Raw genomic sequence first — 15,608 nt, forward strand, 5'->3', positions numbered from 1 at the left:
AATAGTATAGCGCGTAAAATACGTAGTACAACGTAAGAAAATACGCTGAAAATCTGTATTTTACGAGGGGTGATTAAATTGAAAAAGCTCCTTCACAATCTTATTGTGAAGGAGCTTCTTGGATATATATAGACGCTCTCGCGGAATAGTCCATTTATATACGTTCTAAGATACTTAATTGGACGTTTTTTCACCTTTAATCATTTGTTAAAACGCATCTGGATTTTTAATGATTTCGGCTGATTTTTCTCGAATATACTCCATCTCCGAAGCACTTTTCTTTTCGAGCAAACTTAGCATCATGCTCATGCGTTGATTGTCCTTGAAATGTTCCTTTTTTGCATCCAGAAAATTCCAGTACAGGATATTGAAAGGACAGGCATTGTCCCCTTCCTTTTGGGTATGTTTGTAGTGACATCCGTCACAATAATTGCCCATTTTGTGAATATAATTGGCGCTGCTCACGTACGGTTTGGTAGCGACGATACCACCATCGGCAAATTGGCTCATGCCCCTGGTATTGGTAATTTCCACCCATTCAATGGCATCGATGTAAACCCCTAGATACCATTGGTCCACTTCATCTGGATCTATTTGTGCCAACAGGGCAAAATTACCAATGACCATAAGTCGTTGGATGTGGTGGGCATAGGCATCGGAAAGGCTTTGTCCAATAGCATGTTTTAAGCAGTTCATTTTGGTGTTGCCCGTCCAAAAAAAATCTGGAAGGGGATTCCTGTTTTCAAGCTTGTTCAGTTGGGCATAACCGGGCATTTCCTTCCAATAAATGCCACGCATATATTCCCGCCAACCCAATATTTGCCGTATAAAACCTTCTACCTGTGAAATATCGATTTCTTCCTTATTTTCATGGAAATGTTCCAAGACCTTATCAATGACTTCCTTCGGACTTATAATTTTGGCGTTCATGGCGAAGGATAATCGCGAATGGAAAAGGTACTTCTCTTGGGTATGCATGGCATCCTGATAATCCCCAAAATGAACCAACAGCTCCTTACAAAAATAATTGAGTACCGATAGGCAATCCGCCCTACTTACAGGCCAACTGAACTTTTCCGGATCAATTCCCCCAAAGGTTTTTACACTGGCTTGCTCTATTTCCTCCAATAGATTGGTGACGTCCTTTCTAAATCCACGCTCGTGGGGAATTTCCGGTGTTCCCTTCCACTTCTTGCGATTGCTTTGGTCGTAGTTCCATTTCCCACCAAGGGGTTGACCATTTTCTACTAGGATGCCATGTTTCTTTCGCATCATCCTGTAAAAGGATTCCATCAACAATTGTTTCTTCCCTGTAAAGAACTCCTTTAACTCATACCGACTTGTGTAAAAATGCTCCGTATCCACGGCTTTACTATCGATTTTCAGGGATTCGGCAATTTGTTTTAATTGTGCATCCAATCGATATTCGTCCGGCAGTTGGTATTCAAATTGGTCCGCTTCGGTAATAAGGCAATATTTTTCAATAATCTTTGTGAGGTCATGGGGATTTTCTTCATCCCCAATTTTTAAATAAATGAATTTGTGACCTTTTTCCGAAAGTTCGTCCTTAAAGGCACGCATGGCCAAAAAGAAGGCCGTGACCTTTTGGATGTGATGCTTTACGTAGTCCGTCTCCTGGCGCATTTCCGCCATGAGGTAGGTAATATTATCATCTACCGAGTCAAACCAACTGTGTTTTTGGTTCAGCTGATCGCCCAATATCAAGCGTAATATAGCCCCACCCGGCCTCCCCGAAGGGGAGGAGTTCTCATTAGTCATTTTATAGCTTTAATTTTTTGATTATCAATATTTTATTATCAAGGGCAATTTTTTTTGACAAAATATAGTATGAATAATTACGGATCCTCAGAAAACAAATACACAGATGCTACATGCTATTGGTCAAATAAGCGCTGCTGCAACCATTGTTTTTGAAATTTTCCATTGGGGTCATAGCGTTCTGCCTGTAATTTGGTGTTGAATTTTCGGTCCCGAGGGTCGTTGCCTACTCCACTGTTGTACATCCAGTTGCCCCAATTGCTATGCACGTCGTAGTCGATCAACATGCTCTCAAAATAGGCGGCACCGTAACGCCAATCCTGCTCCAGTTCCTTGGCCCAATAACTGGCTACGTTTTGCCGACCCCTATTGCTCATCCATCCCGTTTTTTCCAGTTCCTTCATATTGGCGTCTACAAAGGAATCTGCTGTATTGCCCAATGCCCATTGCATTAATTTCGTCTTGTCAAAATTCCAATCGTAGTCCTTGTTTAAAATTCCTCCCAACTGAAAAATTTTAGGACCATATTTTATGGATACATATTTGAAAAAATCACGCCATATCAGTTCAAAGATCAACCAATAGGTATCCTCGTTTTTTTTGACTTCCTTCTCGAATTTTTTTACTTCCCAATAAATGGTACGTGCGGAGATACTGCCGTTTGCCAACCAAGCCGAAAGTTTGGAGCTATAATCGGTACCCAACAGTCCGTTTCTTGTTTTTTTATAAAACGCCAATTTTTTGGTCTCCCAGAAATAATGTTCAATCCTTTTTGCGGCTTGTGTCTCTCCGCCCTTAAAAGGAAAGGCAGTCCTACTGTCCGCTATCGGCTCCGTTAATCCTAGATCGGCTAATGAAGGTATCTTCGTATGGTTTTCCAAATAGTTTGTTATAGGGAAAATCTTTTCAAAGGTAACTGCAGGACGAACCTTGCAGTATTTTTCGCACTTTTTCCTGAATTCGGTAAAAACCTTTGGGATATCAAGATAACTAGGGTAGGGGATGTCCTCAGGATGAAAAAGAAATTGGTCGTACGACTCCTGAAAATGTACGTTTTCACCCATACGTGTTTTGACCGCATTTAGAATGGCAACTTCATCCCGCGTCCACTCTTTTTGAAGATAAATAGTATCAATTTCATGTTCCTTTACAAGCTGGGGTATATGTTCCGATGATTTTCCAAAATAGACGTACAGCGGAATATTGAACTTTTTCAAATTGTTCCTTAATTCCCTCACGGATTCGATTAAAAATTGGCCCCTGAACCGTTCTGTTTTTTTAAACCCGAAGTCACCCGTTTTAAAATACAGAGGGTCAAAACAATAAACCCCAATGACGCTGTCCCCTTTGCTCGCTTTTATAAGGGAGACATTGTCCTGTACCCTTAAATCATTTCTAAACCAGACTAGATGATTCATGTGCCCTGTTTTTGTTTCTTCTACACTTTTCACTGCAATAGATTACCGCTTCCCAATTTCTCTCCCATTTTTTTCTCCAGGAAAAGGAAAGTCCACAAACGGGGCAGACTTTTGAGTCAAGATGGGGCTTTTTATGTGCCATTTATTTTTCCGCTGTTTTCTCTGTTGTCCGGGCATAGGCAAATCTTTTCAAAAGTTTGGGAAGGGCATAACCGTCCAACCCAATGTTGGCGATGCTCTGGGCGCTTTCTAGATTGATGCTCCCATCGTCGAACAGGGCATCCTCTGGAACGTACAAATGTTCTATGGCCCCAATGACCAGTACACAGCCGTTTTCTTCAATGGTGTATTCGTTTACGTAGGAACAGCCCAATTTTATATGACTTTCCTTTACATAAGGTGCGTGGAATCCATCAAGATACTCCACTGTCAGGCCTGTTTTAATAAATTCCGATTCGTGATCCCCGTATTTAGCTGAAGTTTGATGACTTTCTTCAAGTATGGAAGCATTTACGTGGTTTACGGTAAAAAAGCCGGTCGCCTTTATATTGTCATAGGTATCCCTTCGGACCGTAAGTGGTCTTAAAACGAAACCGAGCATCGCAGGGTCGCTTCCAATATGTGAAATGGAGTTGAACACGGCCAGATTTGTAACGCCTTGATCAGATTTTGTGCCTAAAAGGTTGCTCGGTCTGTACCCTGTGGAACTATTGATTAAATTTGCCCTGAATCTGTTAGGGAGGTTTTTTAAATCCGAAAGATTAAAATGCATTCTAGCTATATTAATTGTTTAATAAAATTAAATATTGACTAAACAAAAAGAGTTAATATTTAATTAAAACCTATATTAATTTCTATTTTACCTTCCAAATACTGTTCAAATAGACCAAGCATACCGTTTATGACCCAGACAAAAAAGAATATTGCCATTATAGGATCAGGGCTCGTGGGCTCTTTATTAGCCATTTACCTAAAGAAGTATGGGCATACGATTACCGTTTTTGATCGAAGACCTGATATCCGCCTGGTCGAGTTTTCCGGAAGGTCGATTAATCTTGCCATGAGTAATAGGGGATGGAAGGCTTTAAGGGAAGTTGGCATTGATACCGAAATACGGAAAATAGGCATTCCCCTAGATAAAAGGGCCATTCATGTAATAGGAAAACCTGAATATTTTCAAAAATACGGGAAGGACGGAGAGGCTATTTGGTCTATTTCAAGAGGCGTGCTCAATAAAAAAATGATCGACTTGGCGGAGCAAGCCGGTGTTGAATTCAGGTTCGAGGAAAAGGTTTGGGATGTTGATTTACCTAAGGCACAAGTGTTTACGGGGGAAACAGAGAAGGGGGAGTGGACGGCCTATGATTTTGATTTGGTATTTGGTTGCGACGGTGCTTTTTCCCGCGTACGTCACAAAATGCAGCGTAGGAGCCGGTTTGATTATTCCCAGGATTTTATCGATGTGGGCTACAAGGAACTAACGATCCCGCCCAACGAGGACGGTTCTTACAAATTGGACAAAAACTCTTTTCATATTTGGCCTAGGGGCCAGTTTATGTTTATTGCCATGCCCAACTTGGACGGCAGTTTTACCTGTACCCTCTTTATGCCTTTTGAGGGTGAGGTTTCGTTTGATAGTATCAGGACCAAAGAAGATGCCATCCAATTTTTCAGTAACTACTTTCCAAATGTAAGGAAGGACATAGAGAACCTGACCCATGATTTTTTTAAGAATCCTACGAGTGCCATGGTGACCATGAAATGCTTCCCTTGGACTTATTGGGACAAAGTGGCCCTTGTGGGCGATTCTGCCCATGCCATAGTTCCGTTTTATGGACAGGGCATGAATGCAGGGTTTGAGGATATTTATGAGTTAAACGATTTGATACGAACTTATGGGGATGATTGGGAGACCATATTCAAAAATTATCAGGAAAAACGAAAACCAAATGCCGATGCCATAGCGGAACTGAGCTATCGAAATTTTATGGAAATGAGCAGCAAGACCGCAGATCCCCTATTTTTATTGCAGAAGAAAATTGAGAAGCGTTTCGCTGAAAAGCATCCGGAGAAATGGATACCGGCCTATAGCAGGGTAACCTTTTCAGACCGGCCATATGCAGAGGCTCTTGCCGAAGGTGATTTTCAGGAAAAAATCATGAAAGAGGTCATGGCGATACCAAATATTGATGCCATTTGGGATAGCCTAGAAGTTGAGGACAAAATATTGGAAGCCTTGAAAGATTAAACTCATTGATTCCTTTCCTTCATTTCCACCCTTCTCATGGGCATGCCATCGATACGATCAAAGACCTTTTTTGGGATCAAGGGGTATTTTTCTTTCATCTTGATTCCACCATCCTTACCAATCAACAGGTAGCCCCCAAATTTTTCCGGAAATTCCATTGCGTATTTTATTCTTTCATCCTCTAAGGTCGTCAGCACCCTGTTTTTCAAAAATAACACGACTACATCCCTTTCTTCCCAAGCATCTATCTGGGAGGTAATTTGCTCGAATGCCAATTTGGAATCCCTTCCATCCACGCCAGCATCGGAAAGGATCAAAATCCTGTTTTTCCATTGATAATCGGAAAGGTCTTGGGAATGGGACATTTGTATGTTCATTAGGAGGATACCTGCAATTATTTGGACCAATTTCTTCATCTATTGATAAGGTAAACAAAAAAAGGCCATCTTCAAAAGATGGCCTTTTTTCTGTAATCTTCTTTGCGAATTATAATTTGGCGAAGAGTTTTTCCATTTTTTCCTGCTCTTCGTCCGCAAGAGCCGGGTCTACCAAAATCCTACCGCTATGCTCATCGGTGATAATTTTTTTTCTGGAAGCGATTTCCACCTGTACTTGAGGTGGTATCGTAAAGAATGAACCGCCAGAAGCTCCCCTTTCAATGGGTACAACTGCAAGTCCGTTTTTAACGTTGCTTCTGATTCGTGCGTAGGCCTTCACCAATCGTTCCTCAATTAAATCCTGATATTTCAAGGATTCTTCAAGCAGCGCTTTTTCTTCTTTTTCGGTCTCGGCCAAAATGGCGTCCAACTCGCCCTTTTTGTGTTTTAGATGCGTTTCGCGTTCCGTCAACTTCTCCTTTGTTTCGGCAATAACTTCCTTCTTCTGCTCTATCTGCGCCTTGTATTCCTTGATGTTTTTTTCGGCAAGTTGAATTTCCAGTTCTTGAAATTCCAGTTCCTTGCTTATGGAATTGAATTCACGGCTGTTCCTTACGTTCTTCTGTTGCTCCGTATATTTTTTTATCAAGGCCTTTGCCTCTTCGATAAGGTTTTTCTTGGCCCCGATTTCGTAATTTATCGTTTCCAAATCGGTCTTAAGCTTATCCATTCTTGTTTTAAGGCCAAGCACATCATCCTCTAAATCCTCCACTTCCAAGGGTAGTTCTCCACGTACATTTCTTATTTCATCTACTCTGGAATCAATCAATTGAAGGTCATACAGCGCCCTTAACTTTGCTTCTACAGACGAATCTTCTTTTTTTGCCATATTTAAAAATACTTGATAGGATTTGTTATACTTTCCGATAAACGGATTGCAAAATTAGGAATTTTTTTCGTAAGATAATCAACTAAAAGGGTTTTTGTAAATTGCTCAGTTTCAAAGTGTCCAATGTCCGCAATGACCATTTTATTTTCGGCTTCATAAAACTGATGGTATTTAACGTCGGCCGTCACGAAAACATCGGCTCCTGCAGCTTTCGCCGCTCCAATGGCAAATGCCCCACTACCTCCTAAAACCGCTACTTTTTTAACGGGTTTGTTCCGTAATACCGAATGCCTAACAACCTGGGCGTTCATTGTTTTTTTTAAATGCCTTAAAAAGGACAATTCCGATATGGCTTCCTTCAACTCACCGATCATTCCCATGCCAATATGTTGGTTTTGGTTTTCCAAGGAATACACTTCATAGGCCACTTCTTCGTAGGGATGGTGTTTCACTAGGGCATTCAGGACATTGCTTTCCGAAGACGTAAGATAGTTCACATTGATCATGGTTTCCTTCTCAAAGTGGGTCTTTCCTATTTCCCCTATCGTAGGATTACTGTTCGCACCCGCTTTGTAACTGCCGGTCCCCTCAAGCGCGAAGCTGCAATTACTATAGTTTCCAATATTTCCAGCTCCGGCCTTGAAAAGTTTTTCTTTGAGATTGTCTGCCTCCGCGGATGGGATATATGTGGTAAGCTTTCTGATCGTATCCTTTTTGGGTATCAATATCTGGGTATTGCCAAGCCCTAAAACCTCACAAATCTTGGCATTGACACCGTTGGAGGAATTGTCCAGAGCGGTATGTATGGCATAAATGGCGATGTTGTTTTGAATGGCCTTTAAAACGGTGCGTTCCACATAGTTTTTGCCCGTAATCTTTTTTAATCCGTTAAAAATAATTGGGTGAAAACTTACGATAAGGTTACAATCTTTTGCAATCGCCTCGTCCACTACGGATTCCAAAGTATCCAAGGTCACCAATATTCCGCTAACCTCCATGGCACTGTCGCCCACCAAAAGGCCTACATTGTCAAAATCCTCCGCGTGTTCCAAAGGGGCTAGTTCTTCTAGGATTTGGGCAACCGATGTAACCGTCATTTTCAATAAATTATAAGGTTTTCAAAGATAAAATATTATAATTTCGTTCTGATGCAACTTTTGAGAAAACTTCTGTTTCCATTTTCTTTGGTCTACGCCCTTGTGGTTTACTTGCGGAACTTCCTGTATGACATTGGTTTTTTTTCTTCCCAAAAATTTGATGTGCCCATTGTGTGCATTGGAAATTTAAGTGTTGGGGGTACCGGAAAAACCCCTATGACCGAGTTTTTATTGGAGCTATTGAAGCCTCATTATAAAACAGCGGTTTTGAGTAGGGGCTATAAGCGAAAATCCAAGGGGTTTTTAATCGCCGACGCCGATGTTACCGTCGAAAATATTGGAGATGAACCTTATCAGATATATCAAAAATTCCCAGATGTAACCGTCGCAGTGGATGCGAATAGGAGGGAGGGAATCCTCTTATTGACCAAAAGAGTGAAACCAGATCTCATTGTTCTAGACGATGCTTTCCAGCACAGAAAAGTGAAACCTCATGTTTCCGTTTTATTGACATCCTATGGAGATTTGTATGTGGATGATTGGTATTTGCCCACTGGTAATTTGAGGGATAGCAAAAAAGCCGCGCAACGGGCCAATTTTATAATTGTGACCAAATGTCCTCCAAACTTAAGCGAGGAAGAACAAATTCATATTACACAGAAACTGAAACATGGGATCGATCAAAAAGTACTCCTTAGCTACTTGGCATATGATGGGATTTTATATGGCCTGTCAAACCAAATGAAAATGGACGCGCTGAAAGATAGAAAATTCACATTGGTCACAGGGATCGCCAATCCTGCTCCCTTGGTACTCCATTTAAAGTCTCAAGGACTTACTTTTGAGCATTTGGCCTTTAAGGATCATCACTTTTTTACACAAAAGGAAATTGATTTTCTCAGTAAAAAGGAATTGATAGTCACTACTGAAAAGGACTATGTGCGCTTGAAGGGCCATCTATCCAATCTATCTTATTTGCGCGTAAGCCATCGGTTTATTGGGGATGGCAAGAAAATCATTTTTGATGCCTTATCACAATTTATGAAAGCGAGGTCCTAACCTTTTTATCGAAAATATTTTCCCCTATTTTTTGATAGAAAATCTCCGGTTTAAAGGGTTTTGTTACCACATCGTTACAACCCGCGGCATAGAAACTTTCTACGCTATCGTCCAATGAGATGGCCGTTAAAGCTATTATAGGGGTGGTTTGGTCGAACGTTCTAATTTGTATGGTTGCCTCCTCACCGCTGATTCCTGGCATATGGATATCCATTAATATGGCATCATATGTGTTTTCTTTGGCCAACATCACCGCCTCTTCGCCACTACTGGCTATGTCGCAAGTAATTTCCTTTTTGTTGAGCATTTTCTTGGTTATTACCTGATTGATCTTATTATCCTCAACGACCATGATGTGAAGCCCCTTGAAATCATATTCCCCTTTTGTAATTTCAAAAGCTACCTCGTCCATTAGTTCCTCCTTACTTTTCATATCGATTTCAAAAATAAAGGAACTGCCTTCGCCTAGGGTACTTTGTAACTCAATTTTACTTTCAAAGAGACCTAAAAGGCTTTTTACAATGGTAAGGCCCAGTCCGGTTCCACCGTATTCTCTATTGATCTGTATGGAGCCTTGCTCAAAGCCATCAAAAATGCTTTGCTGTTTTTCCTTGGAAATACCAATACCGTTATCCTTTACCTCAAAATAAATGGTAACATCTTCCCCGTTCTTTTCTTTTAGTTTACAAATTACCTCAACGATCCCACCTCTAGTAAACTTAATCGCGTTACCAATGAGGTTCATAAAGACCTGGGAAAGCTTTAATGGGTCGCTCATTAAATGATTTGGGATTTCATTGTCGTAATCCAAAATCAATTTGGTCTTGTTTTCCTTGGCACTTTGCTGTAGGGAATCCATCACTTCATTAATGACCTTTTTAAGGTTGAACTCCATATTCAATGGCTCCAGTTTGTTGGCATCGATTTTATTGATATGAAGAATATCATTGATAAAGTTCAATAGATAATCCCCTGAAAACTTCAGGGCTTTTAAATGTTCTTTTTGATGATCAGAAGGATTTTCTTCCAAAAGTAGGTGGGTGAGTCCCGTTACGGCATATAGCGGGGTTCTTAATTCATGGCTCACAGTGGAAAGAAAGTTCGTCTTTGCCTCCATGGCCTGTACCGCCCCATCCCTAGCTACTTGTAATTCCCTGTTTTTTGTCTGTAAAAGATCGTTTGTCTTTAATTTAATCTGGTTGTTTCTATACAATGAAACAGCCAATAAGGAAATTATTATTAGAAAGGCCGATGTTAAAATAGCGGTCAATTCTGACCGATTTTGGGACTCTTTCAGTTCTTGGATCGTATTGTCCTGTCTTGCAATCAGTTCAGTCTTGTAGTCATCCCTGATCTTATCGGCTGTTTTGGCTTCTACCTTTACCTTGTCAATGGTAAATAAGGAGTCTTGGATGTCCAATAAATTCTGGCTATTGGCCCACGCCTTTTGGTAGGCTCCCAATTTACCGTATACTTTTGATAAAAGTTCATTTGCCTGTCTTACCTCCAAAAAGAATCCATTTTTGTTGGCGAGGGCCAAGGCTTCTTCCCCATGTTTGGCACTCTCTTCAAAATTTTCCTTTTGGTAATTTAATTCGGATAAACCTAAATGAGCCCGGGTGGATAAATAGTCCTTTTCGTAAATATCTGAGTTGACTACCAAGGAATTGAGGTTTTTGGCGGCACTTTCATATTTTTCCAACTTCATATATACCATAGCTTCGGTAAGTAAAATGTTGTTGAAAAAATTTCTGTCGTTGTTCAACTGTTTCGCTTCGTTCAACATAAACAAGGCCTGATAGCTTTGATCTGCCTGAAAGAGCAGAATTGCCTCAATGTATTTGTGAATGGCATCCCCATAGGGATAGGCTATATCCGAAAGTAAAACACTGGCACGGTCCCAATAGAATTGGGTATCACTTTCTTTATCCAATTTAAGATAGAGTAGGGCCAGCTCGTGATAACAATCGATCAATCCTTTTACATCCTCATCTTTTTCTGCCTCTTCCGCAGCTTTGTCCAAGGTCTCCAGGGCCAGGTCGATCTTATTCTGATTTCTGAGTTTTCTGGCCTCATCAAAATAGGGGTCCATATTACGAACGGGAACTGAATCTTGGGAATAGAGGGACACTCCCACTATTAGAAAAAGAAAAAGCGGGAAAAAATTGAAAAGTTTTTTATGAAAGCAAGTCTTTCTCAAATGTACTTTTTCGTTGCCATTAAATGTATAAGGTCGATAATTCTACTGCTATATCCGGTTTCATTGTCATACCAACCAATTATTTTTACCATTCGCCCAATAACCGAGGTCATTAGAGAATCAAACGTACAAGAATAAGAACTATTGTTTATATCCACAGATACTATAGGGTCTTCCGTGTAATAAAGAATGTTTTTTAGTTCATTTTTTGATGCTTTTTCAAAAGTATCATTAATTTCCTGTATTGTGGTATTTCTTTTAACATTGAAAGTAATATCTGTCAATGAGCCATTTGGTACGGGTACTCGTATTCCGCAACCGCCAATGACCTCTTCCAATTCTGGAAAGATCCTGGTCAAGGCTTTTGCCGCTCCCGTAGTTGTGGGCACTATAGATTGGCCCGCGGCCCTTGCCCTTCTTAAATCTTTGTGGGGTTGGTCGTGCAAGCTCTGGTCTGAAGTATAGGAATGGATAGTTGTAATATAGGCTTGTTCGATACCGCATAGGTCATTGATAACCTTTATCATGGGTGCGGCATTGTTTGTAGTACAGGATGCATTGGAAATAATATGGTCCTCTTTGTTTAAGATGGACTCGTTTATTCCATATACGATCATTTTGATATCCTGCTCTAAGGGTGGTACGGAAAGAATAACTTTTTTCGCACCATTTTTAATATGGTGTTCCAAAACGTCATAGGTTTTGAATTTCCCGGTACTTTCAATTACTATGTCGACTAGATCAGTACCCCAATCAATATCTTTTGGATGCGACTGGTTGGAAAGCTGCACTTTTTTACCTTGTATCATCAAATGGTTTTCGCCATGATGGACCGAACCCTTGAAAATACCATGGATACTATCATACTTTAGAAGGTGGGCCAAGGTTTCCGCATTGGCTAAATCATTAATGGCTACCACTTCTAAATCAGGATGGTCTTGAACCAACCTGAGAAATGTCCTGCCAATTCTTCCAAATCCGTTGATCCCTATTCTTATTTTTTCCATTAAAGAGACAATCAAATCAAATTCCTCATAAGTCGCAATCTATGATAAGGAAATCATGATTTAATCGATGTGTTTATGTGCCTTGTAGGAAGATCGTACCAAAGCACCACTTTCTACATGTCTAAATCCCATTTCAAGACCTATTTCCTCGTATTTTTTGAACTGTTCCGGGGTAATGAATTCTTTTACGGGAAGATGTTTTTTTGATGGCTGTAAATACTGTCCTATGGTAACCACGTCAACATTGGCATCCCTTAGATCTCGCATAGTTTGAATTACCTCTTCCTCCAGTTCACCAAGACCTAGCATTATGCCGGACTTTGTCCTGTTCACGCCATTGGCGCGCAAATAACGCAGTACCTCCAAGCTACGTTCATATTTTGCCTGTATTCGCACTTCCCTTGTTAATCGTTTAACGGTTTCCATATTGTGGGAGACAACTTCTGGGGAAACTTGAATGATTCTGTCCAAGTGCTTTTCTACACCTTGAAAATCGGGGATAAGGGTCTCTAAAGTGGTATTGGGGTTCATTCTTCGTATGGCTTTGACCGTTTCCGCCCAAATGATGGACCCCATATCCTTGAGGTCGTCCCGATCTACGGAGGTAATTACCGCATGCTTTATCCCCATGATCTTAATGGAACGGGCCACTTTCTCGGGTTCGGCCCAATCGACATGTTCCGGACGTCCCGTTTTGACTCCACAGAAACCACAGGATCTTGTACAAATATTACCCAGAATCATGAAAGTAGCAGTACCCTCTCCCCAACATTCACCCATGTTTGGGCAACTACCCGATGTACATATCGTATGCAAATCATATTTGTCCACCAAACTTCTAAGTTGGGTATATTTCTTCCCCGTTGGAAGTTTTACCCTTAACCATTTTGGTTTTCCCTTAGGGGGAGCTATATTTTCTTTAACTGCTATGGACATGCCTATTTTTTTTACAAATATACGAAGTAAATAGTGTATTCTTCAATCATCGAAATCGATGCTCATAATACCAATTTGTGGCAGAGTTTAAGGTATGGGAGAACTATCTTTTGTCCCTAATAACCTCGGCTAGGAGCTTTTTGGCCCGAAGAATCTTGACCTTGATATTGTTAATGGGTTCGTTCAGTTTTTCTGCAATATCGGCATAACTGAGCTCATTGAAATATCGGAGATTTATTACTTCTTGATAATGGGGTTTTAAACTTTTAATATCACGTAACAGATCTGCCAGATTCTGTTCTTGGATAAGTTGGTCCTCCATGGAAAGGGCATCATCATGGACACCTTTTATGGCATCATCGTTTCTTCGGGAATCCAAAAGGTTTTTCTTTCTTTTTCTCACCAAATCAATGTGAATGTTTTTTGATATTGTAATCAACCAAGTCTTAAATGCGAACCGATCATCGAAGGTGTCGATTTTATCAAAAGCCTTGGAAAAGGTCTGAATGGTAATATCCTCCGCATCATTTTCGTTTTCAGTACGTTTTAACTGAAAACCATAAACATCATTCCAAAACCTATCCAATAACCTGCTAAATGCTATCTGATTACCTTCTTTGGCCCTGATGATAATGTCATTGATTTCGTCTGTCAATAGTTCTTGGATTATTTAAAAATCTCTTACATGGAGGTGGCTTCTTGTTTGCAGTCCTGTTCTTCGGGCAATTTACCGCACATGCTGCAGGCTTGTCCATCCTTATTGAGATACGGACTCTGGCTGGCACAGGTTCCTGCAAATTTTCCGTCTTTTTTGGCCCATAATTTTATTGCAATTCCAGAGAAAGCCAATGCCAAAAGTCCAACTGTAAGGAGTATAAGTTTCATTTTTGTAATTTTTGTTCTTCTATATGCAATGGGTTTCTTAAACCCAAGTTGTAAAATATGGGCAATACACCGCACTACCCAATAAGGATACAAAGGTAAAAAAATAAAGCCCCAAATTGGGGCTTTAAGACTACTTTATAATTTACGTATTAATAGGCAATATTCGCAACAATGTTATCCACCGTAGGATTTTGGTTACCACCTTTGGGTTCTATGGTAATGTAGCCCATCGCATTTTCCGCATAAGGAAGTGCCAATAGTTTTTGACTGTCGCCGGCCTCCTCAATGATGCCTAAATTCAGCATTTCGCCATTAACCTCTGCCCACATTTGAAAACATTGGTCTTCCGGTAAATGGGGAAGGTTGCTTACATTGATATAGGATAACTTTTTAACGGGGTTAATGTAGGCCACGGCTTTCAATTCCTTTGCCTTCTTATTGCCATTTACATTATATTTTCTAGTGCTTGGATTGTTAAGAACGATGAATTGGTTTCTAACATCTTCCAATTGTTGTTTCATATCCGCTTCAAGCAATTTGATCTTGTTGCTGACCATGGAATTTTCTTCCTGTAAATTCTGGTTTTGGTCCCAATAGAAGTAAGACGATCCTGCGAATATCATTGCCACGATACTTGCCGCGATGGCAAACCTGAAGAATTTCCTTCTGCCAACCTGTTCTGATTTTATGCGCGCCGTAATCTTTTCCTTTAAGCCTTCAGGAGATTTAATGGCGTGCAGTTTGGCAAAAATTTCCAAGCTTTCCTGCAATTCATTATAAGCTTCACGTACCTCTGGATACATAGCTATGTATTGTTCCACCTTCATAGTTTCCATTTCTGTGGTGGTACCAATTAGATAGCTCTCCAATAAATCGCTCTCCAAGAAGTTTTTTATTTTATCTTTCATCTGTTTATTTTTTGTTTTCCATAGACCATACCTTGGTTTCGCTCAGAATAGGGATGCTTATTGCCAGTCCCATAAATCTTACTACATCAAGATTTCTATAGACTTATTTCATAATTACACGATATTCAAAAGAAGCAAAAGCACCGCAGGTCCATAGACTTTCCTTAATTCACGTAAGCCAATTTTTAACCTGGATTTAATCGTTCCCAAAGGGATGTCCAACTCTTCGCTTGCCTCCTGCTGTGTCATTCCTTGAAAAAATAAAGCGTCTAAAACGATTTGATATTTTTCCTCAATTTTATCCAGATGTTCTTGAACGTCCATGAATTCCGGTCTTGTACTTTCAACACCTAAATTATATACGTCAGAAACGTCTATTTGGATTTCCTTATCCGTTTTTGTGTTTAAACTTCTTAATTTATCAATGGCCGTATTCCTGGTAATACGGAACAACCATGTAAAAAGCTTGGCTTTCGTAGGATCGTAGGAGTCGGCCTTTTTCCAAATTTTCACGAAGCTTTCCTGTAAAACGTCTTGGGCAAGTTCCTCGTTTCTAAGGACCTTGTTGGCAACCCCTAAAAGTGTATCTCCATAGTTGTCATAAAGAAGGGAAATGGCTTTATCGTTCCGCTCCTGCAATAGTTCAACAATATGTTTTTCCAGTAGTATGCTCATAGCGAATGGGGGATGCTTATTTTTTTTTGATTTGCAAGATCCAAGGAAAGGTTTCAGTCCGTATATCCATAAACGCTAATTTATAAAATTGATTGCTAAAGCGGCGTTATCTAAAAAATTAAGTTATAAG

Annotated in this window: 16 protein-coding genes; 2 read left to right on the forward strand and 14 right to left on the reverse strand. The window is 40.2% G+C overall.

What is annotated here, in order from left to right:
* Nucleotides 1-207: 207 nt before the first annotated feature.
* The 4 genes from BFP75_RS12655 to BFP75_RS12670 all read right to left on the reverse strand — a co-directional run bounded on the left by BFP75_RS12655 (nt 208) and on the right by BFP75_RS12670 (nt 3,969).
* Entirely contained in the window at nt 208-1,779 is a 1,572-nt protein-coding gene (locus BFP75_RS12655; protein ID WP_099545748.1) for a cryptochrome/photolyase family protein, read from the reverse strand.
* Nucleotides 1,780-1,895: 116 nt separating this feature from the next.
* Nucleotides 1,896-3,197 carry a DASH family cryptochrome gene (locus tag BFP75_RS12660; protein ID WP_099545749.1) on the reverse strand — a complete coding sequence of 434 codons (1,302 nt, stop codon included), beginning with the start codon at nt 3,195-3,197 and terminating at the stop codon, nt 1,896-1,898.
* Nucleotides 3,175-3,339: a DUF2256 domain-containing protein gene (locus BFP75_RS12665; protein WP_099545750.1), complete on the reverse strand. Its 165-nt coding sequence runs from the start codon at nt 3,337-3,339 to the stop codon at nt 3,175-3,177. The genes BFP75_RS12660 and BFP75_RS12665 overlap by 23 nt, the downstream gene beginning before the upstream one ends.
* Nucleotides 3,340-3,969, reverse strand: coding sequence for a flavin reductase family protein (locus BFP75_RS12670; RefSeq protein WP_099545751.1), 630 nt, complete (start codon nt 3,967-3,969; stop codon nt 3,340-3,342). It lies immediately after the preceding gene.
* A 129-nt stretch (nt 3,970-4,098) separates the two neighbouring features.
* On the opposite strand from BFP75_RS12670, the gene BFP75_RS12675 reads away from it, so the two are divergent.
* The gene (locus BFP75_RS12675; protein WP_099545752.1) at nt 4,099-5,445 is read left to right on the forward strand and encodes an FAD-dependent oxidoreductase; all 1,347 of its coding nucleotides are present in this window, start codon (nt 4,099-4,101) and stop codon (nt 5,443-5,445) included.
* 2 nt (nt 5,446-5,447) lie between these two features.
* Here BFP75_RS12675 and BFP75_RS12680 read toward each other — a convergent pair whose 3' ends face one another.
* The 3 genes from BFP75_RS12680 to BFP75_RS12690 form a co-directional block, all read right to left on the reverse strand.
* Nucleotides 5,448-5,861, reverse strand: coding sequence for a DUF4174 domain-containing protein (locus tag BFP75_RS12680; protein ID WP_099545753.1), 414 nt, complete (start codon nt 5,859-5,861; stop codon nt 5,448-5,450).
* Nucleotides 5,862-5,931: 70 nt separating this feature from the next.
* Nucleotides 5,932-6,711, reverse strand: coding sequence for a zinc ribbon domain-containing protein (locus BFP75_RS12685; RefSeq protein ID WP_099545754.1), 780 nt, complete (start codon nt 6,709-6,711; stop codon nt 5,932-5,934).
* 2 nt (nt 6,712-6,713) lie between these two features.
* A complete protein-coding gene (locus BFP75_RS12690; protein WP_099545755.1) occupies nt 6,714-7,808 on the reverse strand; it encodes a Nif3-like dinuclear metal center hexameric protein in 1,095 nt (364 codons plus the stop codon).
* Nucleotides 7,809-7,859: 51 nt separating this feature from the next.
* On the opposite strand from BFP75_RS12690, the gene lpxK reads away from it, so the two are divergent.
* Nucleotides 7,860-8,867, forward strand: a complete 1,008-nt coding sequence (gene lpxK, locus BFP75_RS12695) for a tetraacyldisaccharide 4'-kinase (protein ID WP_099545756.1) — start codon at nt 7,860-7,862, stop codon at nt 8,865-8,867.
* Here the strand turns inward: lpxK and BFP75_RS12700 are convergent.
* The 7 genes from BFP75_RS12700 to BFP75_RS12730 all read right to left on the reverse strand — a co-directional run bounded on the left by BFP75_RS12700 (nt 8,848) and on the right by BFP75_RS12730 (nt 15,478).
* Nucleotides 8,848-10,998, reverse strand: a complete 2,151-nt coding sequence (locus tag BFP75_RS12700; RefSeq protein WP_317044532.1) for a response regulator — start codon at nt 10,996-10,998, stop codon at nt 8,848-8,850. The genes lpxK and BFP75_RS12700 overlap by 20 nt on opposite strands.
* A 65-nt stretch (nt 10,999-11,063) precedes the next feature.
* Entirely contained in the window at nt 11,064-12,074 is a 1,011-nt protein-coding gene (gap, locus tag BFP75_RS12705) for a type I glyceraldehyde-3-phosphate dehydrogenase (protein WP_099545757.1), read from the reverse strand.
* 60 nt (nt 12,075-12,134) lie between these two features.
* Entirely contained in the window at nt 12,135-13,010 is an 876-nt protein-coding gene (gene lipA / locus BFP75_RS12710; protein ID WP_099545758.1) for a lipoyl synthase, read from the reverse strand.
* A 103-nt stretch (nt 13,011-13,113) separates the two neighbouring features.
* Nucleotides 13,114-13,665 (reverse strand): RNA polymerase sigma factor, encoded by a 552-nt coding sequence (locus BFP75_RS12715; protein ID WP_099545759.1) that lies wholly within the window; start codon nt 13,663-13,665, stop codon nt 13,114-13,116.
* Between the two features lie 26 nt (nt 13,666-13,691).
* Nucleotides 13,692-13,895 carry a membrane or secreted protein gene (locus BFP75_RS12720; RefSeq protein WP_099545832.1) on the reverse strand — a complete coding sequence of 68 codons (204 nt, stop codon included), beginning with the start codon at nt 13,893-13,895 and terminating at the stop codon, nt 13,692-13,694.
* A gap of 149 nt (nt 13,896-14,044) precedes the next feature.
* On the reverse strand, nt 14,045-14,803 hold the full coding sequence (locus BFP75_RS12725) for an anti-sigma factor (RefSeq protein ID WP_099545760.1): 759 nt from the start codon (nt 14,801-14,803) through the stop codon (nt 14,045-14,047).
* A gap of 114 nt (nt 14,804-14,917) precedes the next feature.
* Nucleotides 14,918-15,478, reverse strand: a complete 561-nt coding sequence (locus tag BFP75_RS12730) for an RNA polymerase sigma factor (protein ID WP_099545761.1) — start codon at nt 15,476-15,478, stop codon at nt 14,918-14,920.
* Nucleotides 15,479-15,608 lie beyond the last annotated feature (130 nt).

Origin of the sequence: Maribacter sp. 4G9, assembly GCF_002742265.1 — a bacterium.
GTDB lineage: Bacteria > Bacteroidota > Bacteroidia > Flavobacteriales > Flavobacteriaceae > Maribacter.

Coding starts and splice junctions, on each gene's coding strand:
- BFP75_RS12655 (WP_099545748.1), bottom strand. CDS start 1,779: ATGACTAATGAGAACTCCTCCCCTTCGGGGAGGCCGGGTGGGGCTATA.
- BFP75_RS12660 (WP_099545749.1), bottom strand. CDS start 3,197: ATGAATCATCTAGTCTGGTTTAGAAATGATTTAAGGGTACAGGACAAT.
- BFP75_RS12665 (WP_099545750.1), bottom strand. CDS start 3,339: ATGGCACATAAAAAGCCCCATCTTGACTCAAAAGTCTGCCCCGTTTGT.
- BFP75_RS12670 (WP_099545751.1), bottom strand. CDS start 3,969: ATGCATTTTAATCTTTCGGATTTAAAAAACCTCCCTAACAGATTCAGG.
- BFP75_RS12675 (WP_099545752.1), top strand. CDS start 4,099: ATGACCCAGACAAAAAAGAATATTGCCATTATAGGATCAGGGCTCGTG.
- BFP75_RS12680 (WP_099545753.1), bottom strand. CDS start 5,861: ATGAAGAAATTGGTCCAAATAATTGCAGGTATCCTCCTAATGAACATA.
- BFP75_RS12685 (WP_099545754.1), bottom strand. CDS start 6,711: ATGGCAAAAAAAGAAGATTCGTCTGTAGAAGCAAAGTTAAGGGCGCTG.
- BFP75_RS12690 (WP_099545755.1), bottom strand. CDS start 7,808: ATGACGGTTACATCGGTTGCCCAAATCCTAGAAGAACTAGCCCCTTTG.
- lpxK (WP_099545756.1), top strand. CDS start 7,860: ATGCAACTTTTGAGAAAACTTCTGTTTCCATTTTCTTTGGTCTACGCC.
- gap (WP_099545757.1), bottom strand. CDS start 12,074: ATGGAAAAAATAAGAATAGGGATCAACGGATTTGGAAGAATTGGCAGG.
- lipA (WP_099545758.1), bottom strand. CDS start 13,010: ATGTCCATAGCAGTTAAAGAAAATATAGCTCCCCCTAAGGGAAAACCA.
- BFP75_RS12720 (WP_099545832.1), bottom strand. CDS start 13,895: ATGAAACTTATACTCCTTACAGTTGGACTTTTGGCATTGGCTTTCTCT.
- BFP75_RS12725 (WP_099545760.1), bottom strand. CDS start 14,803: ATGAAAGATAAAATAAAAAACTTCTTGGAGAGCGATTTATTGGAGAGC.
- BFP75_RS12730 (WP_099545761.1), bottom strand. CDS start 15,478: ATGAGCATACTACTGGAAAAACATATTGTTGAACTATTGCAGGAGCGG.